The sequence below is a fragment of the Undibacterium sp. Dicai25W genome, from assembly GCF_049340505.1.
GTDB classification, from domain to species: domain Bacteria; phylum Pseudomonadota; class Gammaproteobacteria; order Burkholderiales; family Burkholderiaceae_D; genus Undibacterium; species Undibacterium jejuense.
Genome location: NZ_JBMPOQ010000001.1, coordinates 177,376 through 200,817, shown reverse-complemented (window position 1 = coordinate 200,817; position 23,442 = coordinate 177,376). Strand labels below are relative to the sequence as shown.

Here is a 23,442-nt window from a genome sequence, read left to right as displayed (position 1 = left end):
CGATTTTGATGAGAATACTCAGGCACGCGCCCGACAAATTCAGACTAGACTACACCAGTTTACATGGTGCCCTTGACGTGGATTGAACACGTGGCCTCTCCCTTACCAAGGGAGTGCTCTACCACTGAGCTACAAGGGCAGCTCGTTTCGCACAAACACCATGCAAATAAAACTGGAGCGGGTGAAGGGAATCGAACCCTCGTCATAAGCTTGGAAGGCTTCAGCTCTACCATTGAGCTACACCCGCAGGGGCTACCACTTCAGCCGCATACTTACTAAAAAAATTCTTTTTCCTATGGTGGAGGGGGCTGGATTCGAACCAGCGTACTCAGAGAGAACAGATTTACAGTCTGTCGCCTTTAACCACTCGGCCACCCCTCCGTAGGGAACTCAGAACTATAGAGATGCAAAGACCTTCTGTCAAGGACTATTTGAAAAAATTGTGGAAATACCTCAACTTTTTGCGTGCGCAAGCTGAAAAGATTCTACTCCTTCAACTTTTTCCATTTCTTCCGACAATTCACAAATCGACATGGCCCGGTGGCGATTTTCTGCGACGGCAATAAATCTCCACTCAAGTCCGTGTTCCATGTGATTAATCGTCAACGTCCGGGTCATCATTCGATACCCGCGCTCTTTGGCAACCCCCATCATTTCAGCTTCTTTGGGTTGGTAACCTTTTTTGAAGTGAATCATGATCGCGACAGCTGCCTGGGAAGGGAGCGAAAGTTCCAGTTTATGCACCCAGATCATGCATGCCGCGGATAGCAACGATAATAAGATGGCTGTGGCATAGAACCCTACCCCAACGAGAATCCCAATCGCAGAAGACGCCCAAATAGACGCTGCTGTCGTCAAACCACTGATGCTAAAGCCCTCTTTCATGATGACACCCGCGCCAAGGAAGCCAATCCCCGTCACTACCCCCTGCATGACGCGAGTTGGATCTGGTGGCGATGGGCTCAAGACTTTGCCGCCAAACCAAAATTCCGGATAACCCGCAAGTACCACAAGTGCTGCTGAGGCCATACAAACAAGGCCATAAGTGCGCATGCCGGCGGCGCGGCCGTGGTACGTACGTTCGTAACCCACGAAGCATCCCAATACCAAAGCACCTGCAAGATTCAGAAAAATTGTGATGTTCGCGCTTATCTCTGCGGGGGACCAGAAAATCATCAACTGACTAAAAAAATCTTTCATAAAACCTCATTCAATTTCTGGAAAATTTTGCAAGTGTAAGGCATCGCTTGCATTTGCGTTAGTGAACAATGAATTAACAGGCACCAATCGATCGACCAAGCTTGCGCTACGCTAGTTTCAATGGGAAAACCAAAGAACACCTCTGCCCACATTAAGTCTGTTAGCACTCACAGTCGTAAAAATTCATATAAGGCCAACATGTTGTGATATTTTTGATGATTCTCACGAGGCGATATTCAACTTTCGCTTATTTTCTTGCGCTTATTTATCAGCCACAAAAAAGCGATCCGAAAAAATCGTTTGCTTTATAATCGACCCGGTGAGCAAGAAGCCTCTGCGCTGCATGGCAACGCATTAAACAAATTGCTATTTATTGTTTTTATAGCAATTCATGTATAGCGTAAATTAAAACGCCGCATTAATTAAGCGAGTCGTCAATGGTACTGATCACGTCGCCGCTCTTTGGGAATTAGTCCAGACAGATACATTCCCCAACGCTTCGATGCTGCTATTTGCTATTCAATGATATTGAATGCCCTACTGCAACCAGAAACTGGAACTAGCCGTACGAACACCGCAACACGTGAATCCAAAGAATCCAAGCATAACCAAATGATCCGAATTTTCCATAATCCACGCTGCTCCAAGTCCCGCGAAACCTTGACCCTGATACAAGCCATCTCAGAAAAGAAACAAATACCTATCGAGATCATTGATTATCAAAAGACGCCGCTAACTTTAGCGCAACTTAACACGCTCCTGAGAGAACTCGGTGGCAATGTGCAAGCCATGTTGCGCTCAAACGAGGATGCCTACCTAACTAATACACTGGAAAATGCTGACGCGGATCGTGCAATACAGGCCGTCGTCGCCCATCCTATCCTGCTGCAACGTCCTATCGTTAGTTTCCGCGGCAAAGCAGCAATAGGCCGGCCACCAGAACAAGTTTTAGCTTTATTTGAAGAAAGTCTCTGAACATGAATGAATTCAAACTCGCCGCTGGCAGCGTAGTCAAATTGGGTGCGCTCACGACCCAGTTGTATCCCATCCTCAGAAACGGGCTGGCAGCGAATACACCAGCACACCAATTTGACGCGACAGGCGCAAACGATGCCGGCACGAGCAACACACCAGGTGTACAAATCGGCGAACTGATGGCGTATTTCTCCGCTTGTGCCGGTTTTTGTAGCAATACCAGCGCGGTTCACCATCAGCATGAAGAAGTGATGGGGCGATTTGTCACGACTTTGCAGGACAATCGTGGCGAGAAACCCGTCATGTCAGAACTGGAAGAGATTGCCCATCAAGCCGGATTACCTGTCGTGCTAGAAATGATCCTCGAAGAAGATTGTGTCTTGTTAGCCGATACCCAGTTCGTCAGCGAGTCAGAAATCGATAAGAGTTGGAAATTTTGGCGTAGCGGCTTTTTACAACGTGAGGGTGGCATTCCAGCCAGTTGGATTAAGCAGTTTTATTTCCCACGCTTGCTTGACTATCGTGATGTCACAGCGGCAAAAAATCCTCGCAGTCTGGAACAAACGACCGATGCTGCATTAATGGTTGGTGGTTTGATGCAAAAGTGGCATAAAGATGCGCCTGGTGATTTATTAGCAGCATTCAGAAAACAATATGGTCGCATCAACTTCTCTCAGCGCAGCAATTTTGATGAGACATCCTTAGAGCGTTTTTTCAATTTGAACGCAATGATAGATCCGGCAACACGTTTATTAAATCAAATGACGATGTGGCAAGACATTGATGCATTGGCAAAAAAACAGGGCATATCCCTGAACTAAACGCTGGCATGATGTCAATTCAATAAGGCAAACAAGAAAACAAAGCGAAAAACGGTACACCGTTTAGAGTTAGTTCGCGTTATAGACCTTAACTTGGCTCGCGACCTGAAGGCGCATTGACCTTAATGATCGCTTTATTGATATTTTTGGAAACAGCATGAACCGTATCTCATATTTAGTAGCAAGTGCCGTGGTAGTCGCTTCCTTGACTGGCTGTGTAGTTGAAGCCCCGCGACATCCTTACTATGTTAGCTCAGTAGTCAGGGTAGCCCCGCCTCCACCGCAAGTGGAAATCGTCAGCGCCCCACCAGCCTATGGTCATATCTGGATCGACGGCGCGTGGTACTGGGAAAGTGGTCGTCATGTCTGGCATCCAGGTTATTGGTCTGCGCCACGTCCAGGCTATTACTGGGTTCCACATCGTTGGGAGCATGAAGGCAGTGGCTGGCAATTCCATGAAGGCCACTGGGATCGTCACTGATTTGCCGTGTAATAGTTTGAAACGATGAGCCGTAAGTTCATCTAGTCAAAAATAAAAAGAGGAAGTCTGCCGGACTTCCTCTTTTTTCGTCGTCGCACCAGTTTAAATACACAAAATATATTTTAAACCTGCGTTTAGTCATAGTTGATCGGATGCCACCGCTCTACACTGCCCTTATGAGAATTTTTATCCCCCGCGCATCATCGCAGCCAACAATTGGCTTTTCAGGGTCTTAATCAAGGCAGTTTCATCTGCCGGTACGCCTTCTTCTGCAGTCACAGTACGGTCAGCATAAAACAAACCCAAAGGCTTTTTTTGTATGACTAAAGGCAAAATAATAAAACTGCGGGCGTCCGGTAATAACTCCCGATGCCAGAGAGGCAGCAAAGTCAGGATTTTTGGCACGGTCGCATCAGAGATCATGACATCAACATTATTGCTCATCGATAAATGAAACAAGTCAGCTTCCGCCTTCGCCGGAAAACCGAATCCTTTCTGGCGGTCGGCGTATTTTTCCCCAACCGCAACACGCGAAACGTAGCGTCCACTTGCCAGATCACGCAGGCAAACCGTCGCAAAGCGAAATCCCATGCTGGTGTACAAGGTTTCCAATACCAGTAAGATAAGGTCGCTTAAACGCAAATCTTCAGACGCCAACATCTGAGTGACATCCTGTACACCGGCCAATAATAAATCACGTGCGTTGAGCGGTTTACCACTAGGATACCGGTCAGATTCTTGTGCCGACACAAGCTCTTCCGATTTCATCAAAAATTCACTCGGAAGCGCCGACGCATGATGCAATTCATCTGATTCTGGATTGTCCATAGCGAGCGAAATATTCATGCTTTTTGCCAGTTGCAAGGTTTCCGCTTCAACTCTGACCAACATGTCATCCATCGTTTTCAGATCGATTTCCAGCGCCTTCCCAAACTTCTTGAGTAAGACATTTGCATAGCCTGGCGATTTGTGTTTACCGCTCATGACAAGGTCTGCTAAAGAGTCGCTAAAACTCGCGACTTGTTTGAGCCAGTCGTTGCGGTGTGTGACTTTTTTTTGTTCGCCATTTGCTAAAGGACCCATCGACTGCACTATAGCATCCGGGATTTTCCATTCCTGCAGTGCCATTTCACCAAATCGTTCAAAGCTACATCCTAAGAGGAGTAATGAAGCTTCATCAGAAGTTGACTCGGCACCCTCTGAAACTTTTTGTATTTGTGAGTAAAGTTGATGATCAAAGGAGGCAACCAATACCCTGCCTATGTTTTTAAATAAGGCAGCAACGGCAGCCTCTTCACCATCCGGGAAGCGCCCTCTTTGCGACATTTCACGACCAATGATACTGGCACACAAAGAGCGGACCAATTCTTTGCGGACACTCACTGCTTGCGCTTTGTCTTTAAAAAAATCAACCAACAACATTGCCATGGCACTGGTTTTAACCGTGTCAAAGCCAAGCAAAAAAATGGAGCGAGAAATGGTGGTAACCGCAGCCCCAGAAGTGGTACGGTATTGAACGGTGTTGGAGAGTCGTAAAATTTTCTGCGTCAGGCCGACATCTGCAAGAATAAAATGCGCCAGTTTAGAAACCGAATCTTCGCCAGACGACGTGATTTCAACCACCTTGGCAATCGCCGCACCTAGCGTGGGCAAATCGCTTTCATCATTAATTTTTCTCAGCAAACGTTCGCGTGGCGACAGTGTTGGCGAAGAAGGTGATTTTGCTGATTCTATGCGTGCCATAAATTTGCGACTTCACACTAAAAATATTCAAACATGATGAACCAAAGGTCTGGCAAATTTACCGGCAATGCAAACACCGTTTTTCCAGCGTTCTACGTACTGGCTTCAAAGTGCACTCAATGGTGGCTATCACATTACAAACATAAGTTAGGTTTTAGCCACGCGATTGACACTCATGCCGTATTTTTTCTGTAATTCATCATACAAACCACGAATCGCTTTCAAACGAGGGTTCATGGGGTCAAGACGGCGCCCAGCTTCAATCAACATTTTCGCCTGTTCGCCTATGGCATTGTCCCAACCCATATTTTCCAGGCACTTCAAAGCAGCCAACGCGGCGTTTAATACCACCTGTGGATTATCAGGTGATTTGCGCGCGGCAGCGGTCATGAGATCAACTGAACCCCGGAAATCACCTTGTTTTGCTTTTTGCACACCAAGCGCGACCAGATCCATCACTTCGCGTTGGCTACGTTGCGCCAGCTCTTTACCTAACATACCCTTACCGGCACTTTCAAAGATCCCAACGGCCTTGGAAATGACGGATTGATTGCTGGCGTTTTTCATGACGTCAAGAATAATCTCAGACGCTTCGCCTTCTTTATTATTTTCAAGGCAAGTTCTTGCCAATCCTAGTTTTGCACCGGTCGATAAACCAACGTCTTCACGACTGGCATTTACAGCAGCATCCAGTTCACCGTCCAATCTGGAATCGCCCGTTTTAGCATGAACCATGGCGGCAGAAATAGCGCGACAAGCCTCTGTCTTTTTAATGCCGACCATGTTTTTTTCCATGTCGCGAATGACCGATTTCGCTTGCTCTGTGTCGCCTTTTTTAACCAGCGCATTGACCAGATTGAGATGATCTTCAGGATCACGGAATTCAGAAAATTTGGCTTTACTGACGACTTTTTTAAATACATTTTCGGCAGTTTCAATATCACCGGTTTCCATCGCAATCCTACCCAGATTGCGCAAACGGCGTACTGCATGTGGTGAAACGCCAACCGCCGTATCAAGCACTTCCTTGGCCTCTGGTAGCTCACCAATCATTTCATGGGTCTTCGCTAACCAGTCGTAGGCATCCATATATTTATTATTTTCTGACACCAGGCTTTTTAATATCGCCTCAGCTTCCTGATACTTTCCTTGCATGAACAAAGTTTTAGCCAAGCCAAGACGCGCCCAGGCAACAGCTTTAAGTTCAAATAAGTGGGTATATAACTCTTCAGCTTCGGCAGCCTCACCCAGAACAACGTGTAACTCGGCGCGCAAGCGCATGAAATCAATCGCATATTTGGGATATTCGCGTTCACCATGATGACAAGCCGTAATCGCTTCGGCGATCGCGCCGGTTTCCATCAAGTTGTAGACGTCGACGAAAGCTTTCCGCTTTTCCAGTGCGCGAATCACGCGCTCTAGCAACATATCGGCGGTGAAAGGTTTGAGCAGATAATCGGACGGCGCTAATTCTGCCGCGCTGACTACTTTCGCGTAAGAGCGCTCAGCAGTAACCATGACGAAAATCGTCGACAGTGGTGCCAATTTATGGTGGCGCATATCTTCGAGCAATTGCTGACCATCCTGGCCGACGCCAAGATCATATTCGCAAAGGATCAAATCATAGACTTTGGCCTGAATACTGCGCACCGCAGTCCCAGCGGTCAATGCGTGTTCAATTTTTGTAATGCCACATAAATTCAGCATGTTGTGCAAACTGACCCGCATCCCTTGATGCGGTTCAATGAGCAATGCCCTGATGTCGCTGAGTTCGCTCATTTCAACCTTTAGCGTAATTTCTTGTTGATACTCGCCTTGCAAAATCTGTTCTTTTTGCGGTCATTCCCGTGGCGGGACACAACTTTGTTTTGTTCAAACCATTATATTGAAGTGACGGCGAAATAGCTGAGAAACTTTAACTTATCAAAGTATATTTACTCAAGGATGGATAAATATTTGTAAGTTGCCCACAGTTTTTTGTTTTATTTGAAAAACCGTGCAAGCAACAGCACCACCATTGAAATCAGGATAGTCGAAGCAAAAGGAAACGAATACTGACGCTGCCCTATCCGAAAGCGCAAATCGCCCGGCAGTCGCCCCAGCCCCAGCTTCTCTAGCCACGGGAGCCAGCGGGCGAACACAATCACCACCAGAAAAATCACGACCAGCCAACGTAGCACCAGATACTCCCCCTTCAATTTAAATATTTGAGCTATTTGCCATTGTTAAACTTGGGCGTTAAGAAAATACTCTTACCCAGTATATTAAGAACAGAGAAAAAACTTAGCGACAAGGCTAAACAATATCAATACGCATTTTGCACGGCAGTTACAACCCGCGCGGTAATGCGTACGCAAGCAATTGGCGGGGTACACCCATCCTGCGAAGTCTTGGATTTTTCATTGCCTCTATGTTGATCGGCTTTGAGTTGCCAAATGTTGCTGATCAGAATTGGTGAAAAATTTACAAGCGATGGCAACGATCGTGACGTAGCAAGCCATCCGGCAAATCGACGCCATTACCCACCACCAGCACTTTGAATAACTCGCCCATTTCTGCCGGAGACACCAGTTTCTGTAAAGCATTAGCCTGTGGCAAATACGCCATCACTTGTTCTGGCGATTGACGCGCCAGCAGGTTCGCTATCCCGGATTCCAGCAAAAAGGCGGCCTGACTGGTATAGCTTAACAAGTCCAGACCACCCGCCAATGCTGCTTTTGCCATGGCCGTAAAGTCAACGTGTGCCGTAATATCCTGCAAACCTGGTAAATAAAATGGATCAGGGTGGGAATGATGACGGTAATGACACATCAAGGTCCCCTCATTGCGCTGCGGGTGATAGTACTCGTTCGCGGGAAAACCGTAATCAATCAGAATAGCGGCACTGCCGCGTCCGTTTTCGGTTTGTCCGGCTTTGAGCATACGTGCGAGGCTATGCATAAAACCAGTAGCAATGGCATGCACTTCTGTCATGTAGGCTTGCGGCAGCTCTTCAGCCTCTGGGATCTGCGCTAACCGCGCCGGATCGCATGCGCGCTCGCGATACAATAGCCGTGGTTCGGTTTCGCCATCTGCATCTGCCAGCGCCACGCCCAACTCCCGCCAGCCTTGCTCCGTCTTCATCACCAGATCAACTGGCATGGCGTCCAACACTTCATTTCCGATAACCAGGCCAGAAAAAGACACCGGCATTTCTTGCAACCATGTCACTTGCGGGAAGTCTTGCAACAAATCTTCCTGACGCGCGCGCAGCTCACCGGACAATTCCACGATAAAATAGCGGTCTATCGTAATTCCAGAAAATTGACATTCCGTTAAAAAGTCGCGTGCCAGCTTACCTGTACCGGCACCGAACTCCATGACCTGGGCTGAGGTTTGCGTAAATATGTTGGCGGCTAAATTCGCCAATGTAGCGCCAAATAGCGGCGACATTTCAGGAGCCGTTGTAAAATCGCCGTCCTTGCCTAATTTTGTGGCACCGCCACTGTAATAGCCTAAGTCCGGCGCATATAAGGCCAGTTCCATATAGCGCGAAAAAGGAATCCAGCCCTGATGCTGGTGAATTTCATCAATGATGAGGTGTTGCAAAGCTAGCGATGCAGCCAAGGCATCGGGCGCTGGCAGAGGTAGAGATAATTTTTGCATATCGGCATTGTATAAAAAACGAAGAACACTCAGTAAAGAATTTCCATGAACCAGCCTTTAACTAGTCATTCAAGCAATCAAAGCAATGCTTCCGCGCCGCAAAGCAGGGTGGTGCTCGTGACCGGTGCTGCCAAGCGCATAGGACGGCATATTGCCTTATCAATGGCACAACAAGGCTGGGATATCGTGGTGCATTTCGGTACATCTGCCGAGGCCGCTGCTGAAGTCGTCGCGCAAATCACCGCCATGGGACAACGTGCTGTGGCGATACAAGCGGATCTGGGCAATGAACAAGCCACGCGTGCATTGTTCAGTTCGGCAATGGAAGCGATGGGCGCGATTCACTGCGTCGTCAACAATGCCTCTTTATTTGAGGAGGACCGCGCCAGCACGTTTTCTCAGCGTTGCCTTGATCAGCACATGCACGCCAATCTGGCAGCGCCGGTGATCCTCGCGCAAGCCTTACATGCAGCAACACCAGACGGCCAGCAAGCCTGCGTCATCAATTTGTTAGATCAAAAGCTGTACAATCTGAATCCTGACTTTTTGTCCTACACCTTATCCAAAGCGGCTTTGCAATGCGCCACCACGATGCTGGCACAAGCCTTAGCACCAAAGGTACGCGTTGCTGGTGTCGCGCCTGGCATCACTATGGTATCCGGACACCAGACCGAAGCAGATTTTAGCGTCGCCCATCAAGCAACACCTTTAGGCTATTCGAGCACACCAGAAGACATCGCACGCAGCGTTTTGTTTATTGCGAATAGTCCGGCAATTACCGGCACCACGCTGTTAGTGGATGGCGGCCAGCACCTTATCCCTTTGCAGCGCGATGTCATGTTTATCGCAACTGCAACCGAATCACATTCTTAAACCATCGAGCACATTATGTTATCCGTCCTACACCATCCGCAACTCACCGATTGTCGCCGCCTGTTTTTGCGTAACTATGAAATCTCCATTAATATCGGCGTGCATGAGTTCGAGAAAAAAGGCGAGCAACGTGTGTTGATCAACGTTGATTTATATATTCCCCTTGCGGTCTCGACACCTAAAGCCGATCAACTGGAAGAAGTGGTTGATTATGACTTTATCCGCAGCTCAATTGCACAGCGTATCGCTCAAGGCCACGTCCATCTGCAAGAAACCTTGTGTGATGACGTTGCCCAACTGATGCTGGCGCATCCACGCGTACGCGCCGTGTGTATCTCCACCATGAAGCCAGATGTTTACCCAGATTGCGAAGGCGTCGGGGTAGAAGTGTTCCAGATCAAAAATGAAATGTAAGTTCCATGCAAGCTAATCACGAATCCTTGATCGACGTCGTTCTCGACACCGCAAAAACACCTCCTGCGGAAACGAAGTCACAAGAAAAAATTACCTACGAAAATAATAAACTGCACAAGCGTTTATGTCGCCTGGTTGGTCAGGCGATTGGCGATTTCAATATGATAGAAGACGGTGACAAAGTCATGGTCTGTTTATCAGGTGGCAAAGACAGTTACGCTTTGCTCGATATCCTGATGACCTTGCGCGAACGTGCGCCTATCCATTTTGACATCGTTGCCGTCAACCTCGACCAGAAACAACCAAACTTTCCGGCGGATATATTGCCTGCGTACCTGGAAAAGCTGGGCATTCCTTACCATATCGAAAATCAGGACACCTATAGCATCGTCAAGCGTCTTATTCCAGAAGGTAAGACAACGTGCTCTCTATGTTCGCGTCTACGCCGCGGCATTTTGTACCGCGTAGCTGATGAATTGGGTGCCAATAAAATCGCGCTGGGCCATCATCGTGACGACATACTAGAAACTTTTTTCCTTAACATGTTCTTTGGTGGCAAGCTCAAAGGCATGCCCGCCAAATTGCAATCCGATGACGGCAAACACATCGTGATTCGTCCTATGGCGTATGTCAAAGAAGCAGACACCCAACGCTATGCCGAAGTCAAACAGTTCCCTATCATTCCTTGTGATTTGTGCGGGTCGCAAGAGAATCTGCAACGCAAGCAAATCAAAGGCTTAATGCGCGAATGGGACAAAAAATTTCCGGGGCGCGTTGATAATATTTTCTCGGCTTTATCGACCGTTGCACCATCTCACTTGATGGACAAAGATCTGTTCAATTTTAAAGATTTGAAAATTGACGGTGAAGCTCGTCAGGATGGCGATATTGCGTTTGATGACGAACCATGTTCAACACCTACAACAGGCGTTATTTCTTTGCATCTGGATCAAGACTGATCAAAAATTTAGGCTATTTTCGGCTATTTTCGGCTATTTTCGGCTATTTTCGGCTATTTTCGGCTATTTTCGGCTATTTTCGGCTATTTTCGGCTATTTCGCGACGTTGATTTAGCCATTCATATTTTGGCTGCCTCGGTGACGGCAGCCAATTTACGGCCAGGATTTCTCATCCCACGGATTGGCAAGGTGATGTCAAAACGAGTGCCATTGTCGTGCCCACTGCTTACCTCAATTTTGCCATGCAACAAGCTATGCACAATGTTATAAACTACGTGCAATCCCAGCCCAGATCCACCCATGCCCAATTTTGTCGTGAAAAATGGGTCAAAAATTCGCGGTAAATTTTCTGCGGGGATTCCTACGCCGTTATCACTAATTGAAAGCAATAAATGCGTCGCAGAAATAGTTTGCGCAACGATTTCAAGCTTACCTTGCGAACGATGCTCGAAGCCATGAATCAATGCATTGTTGAGCAGATTACCAATCACTAATGCTAATGGCCCCGGATAACTTTGCAGACGCAATTCTTTCGGTATCTCTTGAATAATTTCACATGTGACGTTATGCATGGCTGGACGCAATGCAAGCAAACTTTCATTCACAACATCAGACAAATAAAATTCGCAGAATTCTGAATTCTCTTCTTCTGTGGCCAGTTGCTTAAAGCTGTTCACTAATTCGCTGGAACGATTTAAGTTACGCAATAGTATTGCGCTACCCTGCTGCATTTCTTCGACATAGCGATCCAATACTGAGCGGCGCAACTGGCTGTTGGCAATGTCATGTGCAAAATTATCGCTTAGTTCCAACAAAGTACTAGCAGTAATTACACTATTACCTATTGGGGTATTGAGTTCATGTGCGATACCCGCAACCAATGCTCCTAAAGCAGCCATTTTTTCACTTGAAACCAAATCTGCTTGCGTTTGCTTTAACGTAGCGACCATTGCTCCTAATTCGGTATTAGCGCTCTCAAGAGCATCAGTTCGCTCCGCTAATGCATCTCGCATATTGCTCATAACAGACAATAAACTACTGCAATCACCTTTTGCGATATTGATCGTTCCATGAAGATCACCGCTGGCGATTTTATTCGCTATCTGCGCTGCATAATTTGGTTCACCTCCTAGTTGCCTTAGCAATGAGCGGGTGATCCAGACGGTAATAATCAAACTCAAGAGAGCAGCAAAACAGGTCAAAATTAAAATAACTTTATGCGCTAAAAAGTATGTTTGCGATACTTCGCTGCTGGCATTCGCCATCAATTCGCTTTGATAAAGATTGAGCGCATGCAAAGCATCAAAATATTGAATTTGATAAGGATGTAAATCGACCAGCAACAAATTACGCGCTTCGCTCATGCGCTTCTCACCAACCAAATTGACGAAGTCTTCTTGATTAACGATGTAGGCGGAATGAACCACATCAATTTGATGTATCAGTGCACGGCCTCGTTCAGTAGTGATTTCATTTCTCAACTTCTGCAAGGTCACTGACATGCGCTCGTTAGCAGACTGGATATCTTTTAACTGCGTCTGTATTTGCTCGGGCTCAGTGAGAAATAAAGTATTTCGCATTGCCCTGGCGATCTTCTCTAACTCGCCTTTGACTTCATCAACGAGTATTGTTTTTGGATACTTATCTTTAAGTGCATCGTCTGTGGTCGCGCGAAATTCCGATAACATCTGCAAGCTCACCAGACTGGTTACGACTAATAATGCGATCACGGTACCGTAGCTAAGAGCCAAACGTTGCCACAGCTTCAAACGAAAAACGGGCATATGCTGATCATCACAGATAAAAGAAAAGAGTTACTCGTGACAAACACGATTCGTCTTGTAATACACATAGGATTCAGAATGAGATCTGGTGCCAAGGCAAATTCGACTGAATAAATGAACTCATGAATGGTGACAACATTTTTATCCCCCTCTGGGAAGATGCTGACGTTGTCACCAAACCACAGTCACTTCATTTCTAATCCAAAAACTGTCTTATTGGCTGTTGGCAACAATTCATTAATATTCTTATTTGTGGCAATCAATATGGGTACAACGATTTGTTTAGGCGGTGTCTGGCCTTTAATCGCCTCAAATAGTGCGTCTGCCGCCTTACTACCGATCAGATACGGTTGTTGCATCCCTACTGCGACCAAGGAGCCACCCTTGAGAAAATCAACAAACTCGGGAATACCATCAAAAGAGCCAACCAGAATATCCATACTTTTACGTTTGTCTTTGAGTGCATTGAGCGCCCCTAATGTGGGTTTATCCACTTCGATGAATAAGCCACGTAACTTTGGATAAGTCGCCAATAACTCTGTCACAAACCCATAGGTTTCTTCTATCGTATAGGTTTGCATTTGTTTGATCGCGACCATATTGGTCAGACCAGCCTCTTTCATGGCATCCCTGAAACCATTGGTTCTGTCCTGACCATTTTTTCTCGCCAATGAAATGGTGCACATCGCAAACTGCTCATTAGTCCAACCGCGTTCTTTCATGGCAGCAGCTAACGCAACGCCAACGCCGTACGCACCTTTGTAATTATCTGATTTAACATAAGAAACAAATTCACCGCCGTTGGTACCAATATCGGCAATCACTACTGGCACCTTGGCCTGACTGGCAACCGCCAAAATTTCAAACGCAGATTTGCTGTCGGTGGGGGAAATAACAATGCCAGCAGCACCTTTAGCAATCGCCGCCTTGACGTGCGCCATTTGATTGGCATCGCTGTTTTTACTATCGAACACTTCGTATTGGTAGCCATTTGCCGTAGCGGATGCCTGAACTCCATGACCTAAGGTTCGCCAGAAGGGCAAATCAAGACCAGGCGTTACATAGACGATTAATTTTTCGGTGGCAAATACTGGAAAACAGAGCGTAGTGCTCACGAGGCAAGCAATACCCAGTTTCAGTAACTGAGACCAGAATGAAAAGCGCATATTACCCCCAATAAAGTCGGAACAATAAAGCATGATCTGATAAAACTCATACACAACTCATTCTGGTTGCATTGAAACTAAATCAATCAAGATCTAGTCTTCTAAGCATAGCAAACATTAGTAAAAATTACACCCGGGACGTGGCTAGTCCCAGGTGTTGTTACAAATGACGAAACAATAAACTTACGATCTGCAGGTATGCGCTTTATGACTGACGCTCAACACTGAATTTCCCACTGCCATGCACTACAGCAAACAACAAACCACCAGCCATAGAAATATTTTTCATAAAATGGATCATCTGGTTCTGCGCCGCATCGGCACCCGCATTCCAGAAATCATGAAAAATAAAGGCAGCGGCAAACGTGAATAACATCATCGCTAAAGCAGCCCACCTGGCTTTCCAGCCCACCATCAACATTAAGCCACCACCTACTTCTACAATGATGGCACCAATTGCAGCAAGCGCCGGGAACGGCACACCTTTACTTGCGATATAACCAAGTGTGCCTTCAAATCCACTGATTTTTGAAGCACCTGATGCAACGAAAATCAAAGCCATCAAAACACGGGCAACGAGTAATGCATAGTTTTCTGCGGTTTTCATACTATTTCCTTTTTCGCTTTCTGATTTTATTTAAGCGCTTACGAGTTCTTCGATTTGCTGTTTTGCGGACGCCAACGCTGCTGCTTCTGCATCTGGCCCCATTGCCAAACCTTCGGCATATATGAAACTGATATCAGTCATTCCTAAGAAGCCAAAAACGCTTTTCAGGTACGGCATTTGCGAATCATTCGGCGTATTGCGATACATGCCACCACGCGTCAGCACCACATAGACTTTTTTACCAGTCAATAAGCCTTCTGGACCATTCTGACCGTAGCGGAAAGTCACGCCCGCTCTTGCAATCGCATCGACCCAATTTTTCAATTGTGCAGATACGCCAAAGTTGTACATAGGGGCACCAATGACAACGACGTCCGCCGCCTGAATTTCAGCAATCAAGGCATCATCCAATGCGACTCTCGCTTGTTGCTCTGCATTGCGTTGATCAGCTGGAGTAAATAATGCCTGTAATGCCTGTTCATCGAGCACCGGTTGTGGTGTCTGTGCCAGATCACGTGAAACGATATTCGCTTCCGGATGTGCTGAAAGGACACGCTCAACGATCACCTGATTCAAATGTTTGGAATGAGATGCTGATGCACGAACGCTGGAGTTAATTTGTAAAATATTCATATAATCCTCTGTAATCAATTAGACAATCTAAAATCTGCGATTCAATCTCTGTCTTCATGTTGTTCAGAAAATGAATGGCGATGTAGCTACTTTATATGTTCCAATTTTTATCCGGAAGAGCATAAAATGGATATTATTGTTCCATATTTGGCAAAATAGACGATGCAACTCGAAGCTAATGACCTCTTGCTCTTCGCCCGCGTGGTGGAAGAAGGCAGTTTTAGTAAGGCGGCTGATCGCTTGGCGATGCCAAAATCCAGCCTGTCCCGTCGTATCTCGGCGCTGGAAACGCAGTTAGGTGAGCGCCTGTTATTACGAACGACACGTCAACTAACCATCACCGATTTTGGACTAAGCGTGCTGCAACACGCGCAACAGGTGCAAGACGAGGTGGAGGCAACCTTGGCCTTGACCCAGCATCGACAAGCGCAGCCTTCAGGTCGATTGCGGATATCGATGCCAAACGATTTTGCGAATCATCAGATGAGTCATTTTTTATCCTCGTTGATTCAACAATATCCGGCGATTTCTTTAGAGCTAGATCTGTCGCCACGGCGTGTTGATTTGATCGGAGAGAATTTCGATGTGGCGATCCGGGTTGGCGATTTACCTGATGATGCTTCATTGGCGGCAAGACGACTGACGGTATTCAAACCCGGCCTATACGCAGCGCCATCGTACCTACAACGACGCGGCATGCCAACAGAACCGGAAGCATTAATGGAACACGACGCGTTGCGTTTGCTAGGTCGTAATGGCGAACCCGCAATGTGGAAGTTAAGCCGCCAAAATGAACAATGGGAAGGTATTCCACCAGGACGGGCAACTGCGAATTCACCGGAATTGCTGACACGTCTGGCATTAAATGGTGACGGCATTTTGATGCTGTCGGACACCTTCCTCCAAACTTATCTGGAAAGTGGTGCCTTAGTACCTGTACTATCCGACTGGCAATTACCCACCATCGATGTCTGGGCCGTATTTCCGGGACGCCGGTTAATGCCTGCCAGAACCAGAGTTTTTCTGGACGGTTTGCAGGCAGAATTTGAGAAGCGTCCTTGTGTTCAAAGCTTTGATGAGTGATAAAGGCGGGGCCGGTTTAGAACACAGATCCCCATCATCAACAGCCCCGCAGAAAAAACCTATTGAGGCGAATGATACGCGCCCGCTGTCTCGGGTTGTATGTTCAACGTTATTCAATCACACCTAGCTTGCCATCCGTCACAAAGCGGTCAGCGCCGCCATTACGCCCTTCGTGCGTTGGTTGAAAAGAATCAATCCACTGTATCACCAGCGCACCAGTTTGCTGTAAATCGGCAATCAGCTTATCGCGTTCTTTATCGACTTCGGCAGCAATATGATGCGTAATTTGACCAGTGGTATAGCTGATTCCCACACCGGCATCGTAAGTCGCTGCACCTATCCACAACGGCCTGCCGGCATCATCTTGCGTATTGGCTTGCCAGAAACGTACGTGATGCGGCCAGAAAGGAAATGCTGCTGGGTTGACATTGCTTTCGCCAGTCTCTGACATGGCGTTTTCTCCTTCCAGACGCAAATCACGATTAGCTGGCGGCGCGAACTTTTTCTAATAAACGGGTAGTCGAACGTTCGTGTTCAAACGCGATCGCCTGCACCTGACCTCCATAGGCCAATACCGCCTGACCTTCTGGTATCGCATCCATCTGGTAATCACCGCCCTTAACGTAAATATCGGGCTGCGCCTGTTGGACCACTTCTAAAGCGGTATCTTCGTCAAATGGTACGACCAGACTCACGGCTTCCAATGCGGCCAATACTGCCAGACGATCTTCACACAAATTGATAGGACGATCATCACCCTTCCCCAGACGTTTAACCGACGCATCGGTATTTACCGCAACAACGAGTGATGCCCCTAGTGCACGAGCCTGGGCAAGATAGGTTACGTGCCCACGATGCAAAATATCAAACACGCCGTTGGTCAACACCACGGGCTTAGGCAAATTCGCAATACGGGCAGCTAAATCGGCGCGGGAAGCTATTTTTTGTTCAAAATCAGGCATAAATCACTTAACACTTGGCAATAAAATAAAGCGGACACAAAAAAGCCGCTGGGCAGCGGCTATTGTACACGGCAGCTTCGTTCAGGCAACGAGATGCGCTAGTGCTATTGTCACTCATACTGCGGGAACCACCAGACGCTGAGAAATTTCTTTGCGGTAGCGATTCAAGTCTTGCACAGTGTCAAAACTGCGTTCAAAGAGCAAAGACATGTTGTGCAAAATCCTATCAACTACTTTCTTTTCCCATATACCATCGAATTTGATCTGCCCATCCAGCCAACGCTCAAGCCAGTCAGGATCTGGCAAGCGGCTTTGAATCGTATCTTGTGGAAATAGTGCCTGATTAACGTGGAGATTGGTTGGATGCAACGGTTTTTCAGTACGACGTGCAGATGCCATCAAGACGCCAATTTTGGCAAACGCGGCGCGTGCCACATCGCCGACTTCTGCCAACGATTTTTTCATGTAGCGTAAGTAAGCGCCGCCGTGACGGGCTTCGTCCTGGCTGATGATTTTGTAGATGTGTTTAATGACTGGCTCGGTATGCCATTCAGACGCGCAGCGATACCAGTGGTTTAAGCGGATTTCGCCGCAGAAATGCAGCATCAGGGTTTCCAGACGGGGGGCTGGATCAAACTCAAAGCGGACATTATCCAGTTCCGCCTCGGTGGGCACCAATTCTGGATGAAAACGGCGCAGATATTCCATCAACACCAAAGAGTGCTTTTGCTCTTCAAAAAACCAGATCGACATAAATGCGGAAAAATCACTATCGTCGCGATTGTCGCGCAAAAACATCTCGGTAGCAGGCAAGGCCGACCATTCGGTAATGGCGTTCATTTTGATAGTTTGTGCCTGCTCCGGTGTTAATTTTGACGCATCGTATTGATCCCATGGAATATCGGTATCCATATTCCAACGCACTTGCTCTAAGGATTTGAACAATTCCGGATATAGCATGATGAGCCTCGAAAAAAAATAGACGGCAACAATAAGTTCACCGTCCATTCTAGCAGAGACCTATGACAGTTTCACGACACCTGCCAGACCTGCTCGTAGCACCTCAGCTTACGTAGCAAATCTACATCAATCAGCCTGACTGGCATCGGCTTCACCAACGGCCTTGATGATCTCTTCTTTGCTCAAATCAGGTGCAAACTGGCGGATAAAATCATAGGTATAAGTACGCAAATAAGCGCCGCGCCGTACTGCTAAACGTGTGACATTCGGAGTAAATAAGTGATCAACAGCAATCGTCCTTAAATTGTTACCGCGATTGGCTTCAATTGCCATCGACGCCACAATACCGACCCCCAGACCCAGCGCCACATATTGTTGAATCACGTCGGAATCCATTGCCGTCAGGACGATATCGGTGCGCAATTCTGCTTGCTGAAACGCAGCATCAATGTGCCCGCGACCAGTAAAGCCTACGTCATAGGTAATCAGCGGATAGTTAGAAATATCTTCCAGACTCACCTGTTCTTTTTTCAACAACGCATGACCTTCAGGAACCACTAATACATGATTCCAACTGTAGCAGGCAAATGACACCAGATCTTTAAATTGCGATAAGCCTTCAGTCGCGATCCCAATATCGGCTTTACCAGACAACACCCATTCTGCGATATGGTCAGGGGAACTTTGTTGCAAGGCAATTCTGACATCTGGAAAAGCCTGACGGAATTGCTGCACAACTTTAGGCAAAACATAACGTGCTTGCGTGTGGGTGGTAGCGATCGTCAATGTGCCCTTGGTCTGGTCAGAGTATTCATTGCCAGCCTGTTGCAGATTCTCCGCTTCCAGCAATAAGCGTTCGACGATAGGCAAAATGCCTTTGCCTGGCTCTGTCAGACCAGTCAGGCGTTTGCCATTACGTTCAAAAATATCGACGCCTAATTCTTCTTCCAACTCTCGGATCTGGCGACTGACGCCCGGTTGCGAAGTGAACAGAACATTGGCGACTTCGGTCAAATTAAAACCGCGGCGGGATGCTTCGCGGATGGATCTTAGTTGTTGAAAATTCATAATAGGCTCTCGATATGGTAATGAGATTCTGGGGCACTGACTCAGTGATTAATATTGTGATTAATATTGACTAATGCGTATCGACAAAGACGTGTAAGCGTTTAGGCTTCACAACCAGCACTTCACCGACTTTGAGTTTTAATTGCTGATAACGCTCGCTGGAAATCATCACTTCGAGCACATCGCCGTTATCTTCGCGTTCCAGTTCCAGTTGCGCCAACGGGCCTATGCTATGAATGCGACGCAGTTGTGCGATCAAACCTTCCGCACCAGGCGAATAGCGATCAATTTCAAACTCATGCGGACGCACATAACCAGTACCGAATGCGTCTTTGGTTTCTGCATGAGCTGGCGCGGAAAACGGCACGCCATCGGCATCCAGAACACCTTCATGCACACGCCCACGGAACAGGTTCACATTGCCCAAAAATCCATACACAAAAGGCGTCGCCGGATGTTGATAAACTTCTGCCGGAGCGCCGACTTGCTCAACTTTACCGTGATTCATCAAGACAATTTTATCGGCAACTTCCAATGCTTCTTCCTGATCATGCGTGACAAAAATACTGGTGACATGTAAGTCATCATGCAGTCTACGCAACCAGCGACGCAATTCTTTACGTACCTTGGCGTCTAATGCCCCAAACGGTTCATCCAGCAACAACACACGCGGCTCGACAGCCAGTGCGCGTGCCAATGCGATACGTTGCCGCTGGCCTCCTGATAACTGTGGAGGATAACGATCTGCGAGCCAATCGAGCTGTACCAACTCCAACAATTTGGTGACTTTTTCTTTGATCTGCGCTTCATTCGGGCGTTGATTGCGTGGCTTAACACGCAGGCCAAATGCAATGTTTTCGAAAATTGTCATGTGTTTGAACAAGGCATAATGCTGAAACACAAATCCAACCTGACGTTCGCGTACGTGCTGTTGCGAAGCATCCTGACCATCGAGCAAAATCTGTCCCTGATCGGCATATTCAAGACCAGCAATAATGCGTAACAAGGTCGTTTTACCGCAACCAGATGGGCCTAATAAAGCGGTCAGTTCACCATCCGGAAAATCCAGCGACACGTTATCGAGCGCGGTAAATTGACCAAAACGTTTTTGTAATTGTTTAACTGCGATACTCATAATTTCTCCGGCAAATACTTAATTAGCTTCAGTCAGTGACGCGCTGTTTTCAGCAGTGCGCCATTCGACCAGTGCTTTTAAGGCCAGGGTCAGCAAGGCCAGTAAAGTCAACAATGAGGCGACAGCAAAAGCGGCCGCAAAGTTGTACTCGTTATATAAAATTTCTACTTGCAAAGGCATGGTATTGGTCTCGCCCCGGATATGGCCCGACACCACCGACACCGCGCCAAATTCACCCATTGCCCGGGCGTTACACAAGATCACGCCATACAGCAAACCCCACTTAATATTTGGCAAAGTCACGTACCAAAAGGTTTGCCAGCCCGATGCACCTAACACCAGCGCGGCCTCTTCTTCTTCGCTGCCTTGCGCTTGCATCAACGGTATCAATTCTCGTGCTACAAATGGAAAGGTTACAAAAATCGTCGCTAAAACAATGCCCGGTACGGCAAACAATATTTTGATGTCGTGGTCACGCAACCACTCACCAAACCAACCTTGCGCGCCGAACAAGAGCACATAAATCAAACCAGATATCACAGGCGAAACTGAAAACGGCAAATCGATCAATGTCAGCAAAATGCTCTTGCCGCGAAATTCAAATTTGGCGATGGTCCATGCCGCTGCCACACCAAAAACTAAATTCAAAGGCACCGCAATACCCGCTGCGATCAAGGTCAGACGTATCGCTGACAGCGCATCCGGTTCTGAAATCGATTCCAGATAGACGTGCCAGCCTTTTTTAAATGCTTCTGCAAACACAGCGACCAAAGGTACAAACAAAAACAGCGTCAGAAAACCAAATGCTGCAGCCATTAAGGCATACCGCACCCAGCGTGGCTCTGTAGTTGCTGCCAGACTTAACGGTGGTTCAACACGACGCGGTGTTGGCAATGGCGGCAATGTTGGCGTAGAAATCGCGCTCATAGTGCTCTCCCCGCAGATTGGCGACGACGCATCCAGGCTTGCAAGGCATTGATCGTCAACAGCATGCTGAACGACAACACCAACATCACGACCGCAATGGCTGTCGCACCGGCGTAGTCGTATTGTTCAAGCTTAGTAATCATGAATAAAGGGGTAATTTCAGACACCATAGGCATATTGCCAGCGATAAAAATAACGGAACCATACTCGCCCGTCGCGCGTGCAAATGCGAGGGCAAAGCCGGTCATCAAGGCTGGCAGAATCGTCGGCAAAGTCACACGGGTAAAGGTTTGCCAGTGATTTGCGCCGAGGCTTAACGCGGCTTCTTCTAATTCTTTTTCAGCCTCTTCGAGTACTGGTTGCACGGTGCGTACCACGAAGGGCAAACCGATAAAGGTTAATGCCACCAGCACACCAAGCGGTGTGAAAGCCACTTTGATACCCAGTGGTGCTAACAATTGACCTATCCAGCCATTTGGGGCATACAGCGTCGCTAAGGTGATACCTGCGACAGCGGTCGGCAATGCGAATGGCAAATCGACCATCGCGTCAATAATACGTTTGCCAGGAAACTTGTAGCGCACCAAAACCCAGGCAACGATGCCGCCAAAAATCACGTTTACCAACGCCGCCAAGGCTGAAGCACCAAAACTCAGGCGATAGGACGCCATCACGCGGTCTGAAGTGATGGTTTCCCAAAACGCTGGCCAGGTCATGGTGAACGTCTTGAGAAACACCGCTGACAACGGGATGAGCACGATCAATCCCAGATAAAACAGGGTAAAGCCTAGCGAAAGGTGAAAGCCGGGAATCACACGCTTGCGCGTCGCCCCGCCTGAAGAATGTAACGCTGCCAATGTCATACCTAGCCCTTTTACAGAATTGACATAGAACGTTCCGGCAAGGGATGGTGGAGAAGCGAGTTTTTCTGGTTTTATTGGTAAAACCAGAAAAAAGCGCACAAATCGTCACGCTGCCGGGGCGCTCTTGTGTCAGTCCTTATTACGGATTCAACTAAAGAGCTTGCATATTGGCAGGTTTTCCATATATGAAAAACGAATTTTTTGTTATGTCTTTAGACGTTTAAGATATATCGACGTGCTTTTGTGCGCTAATTTGTTAGCTATCATTGTGTTCGATAGCAGATGACATCAAACGCAGACATGATCGAGCTGAAGCGGTGCCTCGGTGATCAGGGTTTGCTCTTCTTCTGGATACAAGCTGGCCTTAGGCGTATCAAATAGAAAACCTTGCACGGCATAAGGGCTCACAGTGTTATTACCCGTTTGCAATTGTTTGAGCTGCCGTTCATTTTCTATTTTTCTGAAAATCACTTGGCACTGTCCGCGATCGGCTTGTTCTAGTAAAACAATCTGTGCCGCCGGATTATTGGCCGCATTGACATCGATTTTCAAGGTGTCTGGCCTGACCCGCGCGAGTAAATCGCTGGCTTGCTCCAGATTGGCGGCGTTCACACCGATTCTGAAACCATTGCGACGATAATTTTCTGCGACATGGGTCAGCACCCAGCGTTGGCTGGGCGTGATTTGCGGCAGTTGTAAAACGATTTGCTGATGCGGCAACTCCAACACGTCTAAAATGCGTCGAAAAGCCGCACCGTGGTTACCTTCCACCGCAGCTAACAAGCGGCTATGCACACTTAAAAATAAATCTAGTTCCTGTGTCGTTTGTTGACGATAAAAATTAATCGTATGCAGTAAGCGGCACAAACGATCTAATTCCACCGATTCTTCATCATTGGCAACGTAATCGAGCAGACGCCAGATGTTAAGACCTTGATCATTCGGATCATAGCTACGCGCATAGCCTTCAAAAGCGATTGCACGCAAATCATTGCCAGACCGTATCGCCTGAAAAGCGCTGGTCAGACTGGCATTGAAATAGCGACCGCGCGCTCTACCCTGACCATCGATCCACAAATTGCTGCTGGCGAGCGAGCTCTGCAGACGACTCAGATAATTTTGCAAAGTCACATGGCGCATTAT

At 47.4% G+C, this 23,442-nt stretch carries 24 protein-coding genes and 3 tRNA genes; 7 read left to right on the top strand and 20 right to left on the bottom strand.

Features of this window, described 5'->3' with window-relative positions; genetic code table 11:
• Positions 1-64: 64 nt before the first annotated feature.
• The 4 genes from ACO0KY_RS00995 to ACO0KY_RS00980 form a co-directional block, all read right to left on the bottom strand.
• A tRNA-Thr gene (locus ACO0KY_RS00995) sits at positions 65-139 on the bottom strand.
• 34 nt (positions 140-173) lie between these two features.
• Positions 174-247: transfer RNA gene (locus ACO0KY_RS00990), tRNA-Gly, on the bottom strand.
• Between the two features lie 49 nt (positions 248-296).
• Positions 297-381: transfer RNA gene (locus ACO0KY_RS00985), tRNA-Tyr, on the bottom strand.
• 72 nt (positions 382-453) lie between these two features.
• Positions 454-1,200: an MgtC/SapB family protein gene (locus ACO0KY_RS00980; RefSeq protein WP_423043517.1), complete on the bottom strand. Its 747-nt coding sequence runs from the start codon at positions 1,198-1,200 to the stop codon at positions 454-456.
• 522 nt (positions 1,201-1,722) lie between these two features.
• Here ACO0KY_RS00980 and arsC point away from each other — a divergent pair.
• The 3 genes from arsC (at position 1,723) to ACO0KY_RS00965 (ending at position 3,477) form a co-directional block, all read left to right on the top strand.
• Positions 1,723-2,175: an arsenate reductase (glutaredoxin) gene (gene arsC / locus ACO0KY_RS00975; protein ID WP_423043515.1), complete on the top strand. Its 453-nt coding sequence runs from the start codon at positions 1,723-1,725 to the stop codon at positions 2,173-2,175.
• A 2-nt stretch (positions 2,176-2,177) separates the two neighbouring features.
• Positions 2,178-2,996 carry a hypothetical protein gene (locus ACO0KY_RS00970; protein ID WP_423043513.1) on the top strand — a complete coding sequence of 273 codons (819 nt, stop codon included), beginning with the start codon at positions 2,178-2,180 and terminating at the stop codon, positions 2,994-2,996.
• Positions 2,997-3,153: 157 nt separating this feature from the next.
• Positions 3,154-3,477 (top strand): hypothetical protein, encoded by a 324-nt coding sequence (locus tag ACO0KY_RS00965; RefSeq protein ID WP_423043511.1) that lies wholly within the window; start codon positions 3,154-3,156, stop codon positions 3,475-3,477.
• Between the two features lie 186 nt (positions 3,478-3,663).
• On the opposite strand, the gene ACO0KY_RS00960 is transcribed toward ACO0KY_RS00965, so the two are convergent.
• From ACO0KY_RS00960 to ACO0KY_RS00945, 4 genes are all read right to left on the bottom strand, one after another.
• Positions 3,664-5,220, bottom strand: a complete 1,557-nt coding sequence (locus ACO0KY_RS00960; RefSeq protein ID WP_423043509.1) for an HDOD domain-containing protein — start codon at positions 5,218-5,220, stop codon at positions 3,664-3,666.
• 147 nt (positions 5,221-5,367) lie between these two features.
• A complete protein-coding gene (locus ACO0KY_RS00955) occupies positions 5,368-6,999 on the bottom strand; it encodes a tetratricopeptide repeat-containing response regulator (RefSeq protein ID WP_186912815.1) in 1,632 nt (543 codons plus the stop codon).
• A gap of 203 nt (positions 7,000-7,202) precedes the next feature.
• Positions 7,203-7,400 (bottom strand): DUF2905 family protein, encoded by a 198-nt coding sequence (locus ACO0KY_RS00950; RefSeq protein ID WP_186912814.1) that lies wholly within the window; start codon positions 7,398-7,400, stop codon positions 7,203-7,205.
• A gap of 283 nt (positions 7,401-7,683) precedes the next feature.
• The gene (locus ACO0KY_RS00945) at positions 7,684-8,865 is read right to left on the bottom strand and encodes a class I SAM-dependent methyltransferase (protein ID WP_423043506.1); all 1,182 of its coding nucleotides are present in this window, start codon (positions 8,863-8,865) and stop codon (positions 7,684-7,686) included.
• A gap of 45 nt (positions 8,866-8,910) precedes the next feature.
• Here ACO0KY_RS00945 and ACO0KY_RS00940 point away from each other — a divergent pair, with 45 nt between their 5' ends.
• Genes ACO0KY_RS00940 through ttcA form a run of 3 tightly spaced genes read left to right on the top strand, consistent with a single transcriptional unit; the run spans position 8,911 to position 11,111 of the window.
• Positions 8,911-9,738 carry an SDR family oxidoreductase gene (locus ACO0KY_RS00940; RefSeq protein WP_423043504.1) on the top strand — a complete coding sequence of 276 codons (828 nt, stop codon included), beginning with the start codon at positions 8,911-8,913 and terminating at the stop codon, positions 9,736-9,738.
• Positions 9,739-9,753: 15 nt separating this feature from the next.
• Positions 9,754-10,152 (top strand): dihydroneopterin aldolase, encoded by a 399-nt coding sequence (locus ACO0KY_RS00935; RefSeq protein WP_186912811.1) that lies wholly within the window; start codon positions 9,754-9,756, stop codon positions 10,150-10,152.
• A gap of 5 nt (positions 10,153-10,157) precedes the next feature.
• Positions 10,158-11,111 carry a tRNA 2-thiocytidine(32) synthetase TtcA gene (ttcA, locus tag ACO0KY_RS00930; RefSeq protein ID WP_423043502.1) on the top strand — a complete coding sequence of 318 codons (954 nt, stop codon included), beginning with the start codon at positions 10,158-10,160 and terminating at the stop codon, positions 11,109-11,111.
• A gap of 119 nt (positions 11,112-11,230) precedes the next feature.
• On the opposite strand, the gene ACO0KY_RS00925 is transcribed toward ttcA, so the two are convergent.
• From ACO0KY_RS00925 to ACO0KY_RS00910, 4 genes are all read right to left on the bottom strand, one after another.
• Entirely contained in the window at positions 11,231-12,895 is a 1,665-nt protein-coding gene (locus ACO0KY_RS00925; protein ID WP_423043500.1) for an ATP-binding protein, read from the bottom strand.
• A gap of 185 nt (positions 12,896-13,080) precedes the next feature.
• Positions 13,081-14,061 (bottom strand): substrate-binding domain-containing protein, encoded by a 981-nt coding sequence (locus tag ACO0KY_RS00920; protein ID WP_186912809.1) that lies wholly within the window; start codon positions 14,059-14,061, stop codon positions 13,081-13,083.
• Positions 14,062-14,266: 205 nt separating this feature from the next.
• The gene (locus tag ACO0KY_RS00915) at positions 14,267-14,668 is read right to left on the bottom strand and encodes a DoxX family protein (RefSeq protein ID WP_186912808.1); all 402 of its coding nucleotides are present in this window, start codon (positions 14,666-14,668) and stop codon (positions 14,267-14,269) included.
• Between the two features lie 30 nt (positions 14,669-14,698).
• The gene (locus tag ACO0KY_RS00910; protein ID WP_423043497.1) at positions 14,699-15,301 is read right to left on the bottom strand and encodes an FMN-dependent NADH-azoreductase; all 603 of its coding nucleotides are present in this window, start codon (positions 15,299-15,301) and stop codon (positions 14,699-14,701) included.
• A gap of 162 nt (positions 15,302-15,463) precedes the next feature.
• Between ACO0KY_RS00910 and ACO0KY_RS00905 the strand changes: the two genes are divergently transcribed.
• Positions 15,464-16,384, top strand: a complete 921-nt coding sequence (locus ACO0KY_RS00905; protein WP_423043495.1) for a LysR family transcriptional regulator — start codon at positions 15,464-15,466, stop codon at positions 16,382-16,384.
• 109 nt (positions 16,385-16,493) lie between these two features.
• Here the strand turns inward: ACO0KY_RS00905 and ACO0KY_RS00900 are convergent, their stop codons facing one another.
• The 8 genes from ACO0KY_RS00900 to ACO0KY_RS00865 all read right to left on the bottom strand — a co-directional run bounded on the left by ACO0KY_RS00900 (position 16,494) and on the right by ACO0KY_RS00865 (position 23,439).
• Positions 16,494-16,835: an LssY C-terminal domain-containing protein gene (locus tag ACO0KY_RS00900; protein WP_423043493.1), complete on the bottom strand. Its 342-nt coding sequence runs from the start codon at positions 16,833-16,835 to the stop codon at positions 16,494-16,496.
• 31 nt (positions 16,836-16,866) lie between these two features.
• Positions 16,867-17,346, bottom strand: coding sequence for a D-glycero-beta-D-manno-heptose 1-phosphate adenylyltransferase (rfaE2, locus tag ACO0KY_RS00895; RefSeq protein ID WP_423043491.1), 480 nt, complete (start codon positions 17,344-17,346; stop codon positions 16,867-16,869).
• Positions 17,347-17,460: 114 nt separating this feature from the next.
• Positions 17,461-18,306 (bottom strand): ferritin-like domain-containing protein, encoded by an 846-nt coding sequence (locus tag ACO0KY_RS00890; RefSeq protein WP_186912803.1) that lies wholly within the window; start codon positions 18,304-18,306, stop codon positions 17,461-17,463.
• A 126-nt stretch (positions 18,307-18,432) separates the two neighbouring features.
• On the bottom strand, positions 18,433-19,374 hold the full coding sequence (locus ACO0KY_RS00885; RefSeq protein WP_186912802.1) for a CysB family HTH-type transcriptional regulator: 942 nt from the start codon (positions 19,372-19,374) through the stop codon (positions 18,433-18,435).
• A gap of 70 nt (positions 19,375-19,444) precedes the next feature.
• Positions 19,445-20,509, bottom strand: coding sequence for a sulfate/molybdate ABC transporter ATP-binding protein (locus tag ACO0KY_RS00880; protein ID WP_186912801.1), 1,065 nt, complete (start codon positions 20,507-20,509; stop codon positions 19,445-19,447).
• An 18-nt stretch (positions 20,510-20,527) separates the two neighbouring features.
• The gene (gene cysW, locus ACO0KY_RS00875) at positions 20,528-21,436 is read right to left on the bottom strand and encodes a sulfate ABC transporter permease subunit CysW (protein ID WP_423043488.1); all 909 of its coding nucleotides are present in this window, start codon (positions 21,434-21,436) and stop codon (positions 20,528-20,530) included.
• Positions 21,433-22,299: a sulfate ABC transporter permease subunit CysT gene (cysT, locus tag ACO0KY_RS00870; RefSeq protein ID WP_423043486.1), complete on the bottom strand. Its 867-nt coding sequence runs from the start codon at positions 22,297-22,299 to the stop codon at positions 21,433-21,435. The genes cysW and cysT overlap by 4 nt, the downstream gene beginning before the upstream one ends.
• Before the next feature lie 288 nt (positions 22,300-22,587).
• Entirely contained in the window at positions 22,588-23,439 is an 852-nt protein-coding gene (locus ACO0KY_RS00865; protein WP_186912799.1) for an EAL domain-containing protein, read from the bottom strand.
• Between the last annotated feature and the right edge of the window lie 3 nt (positions 23,440-23,442).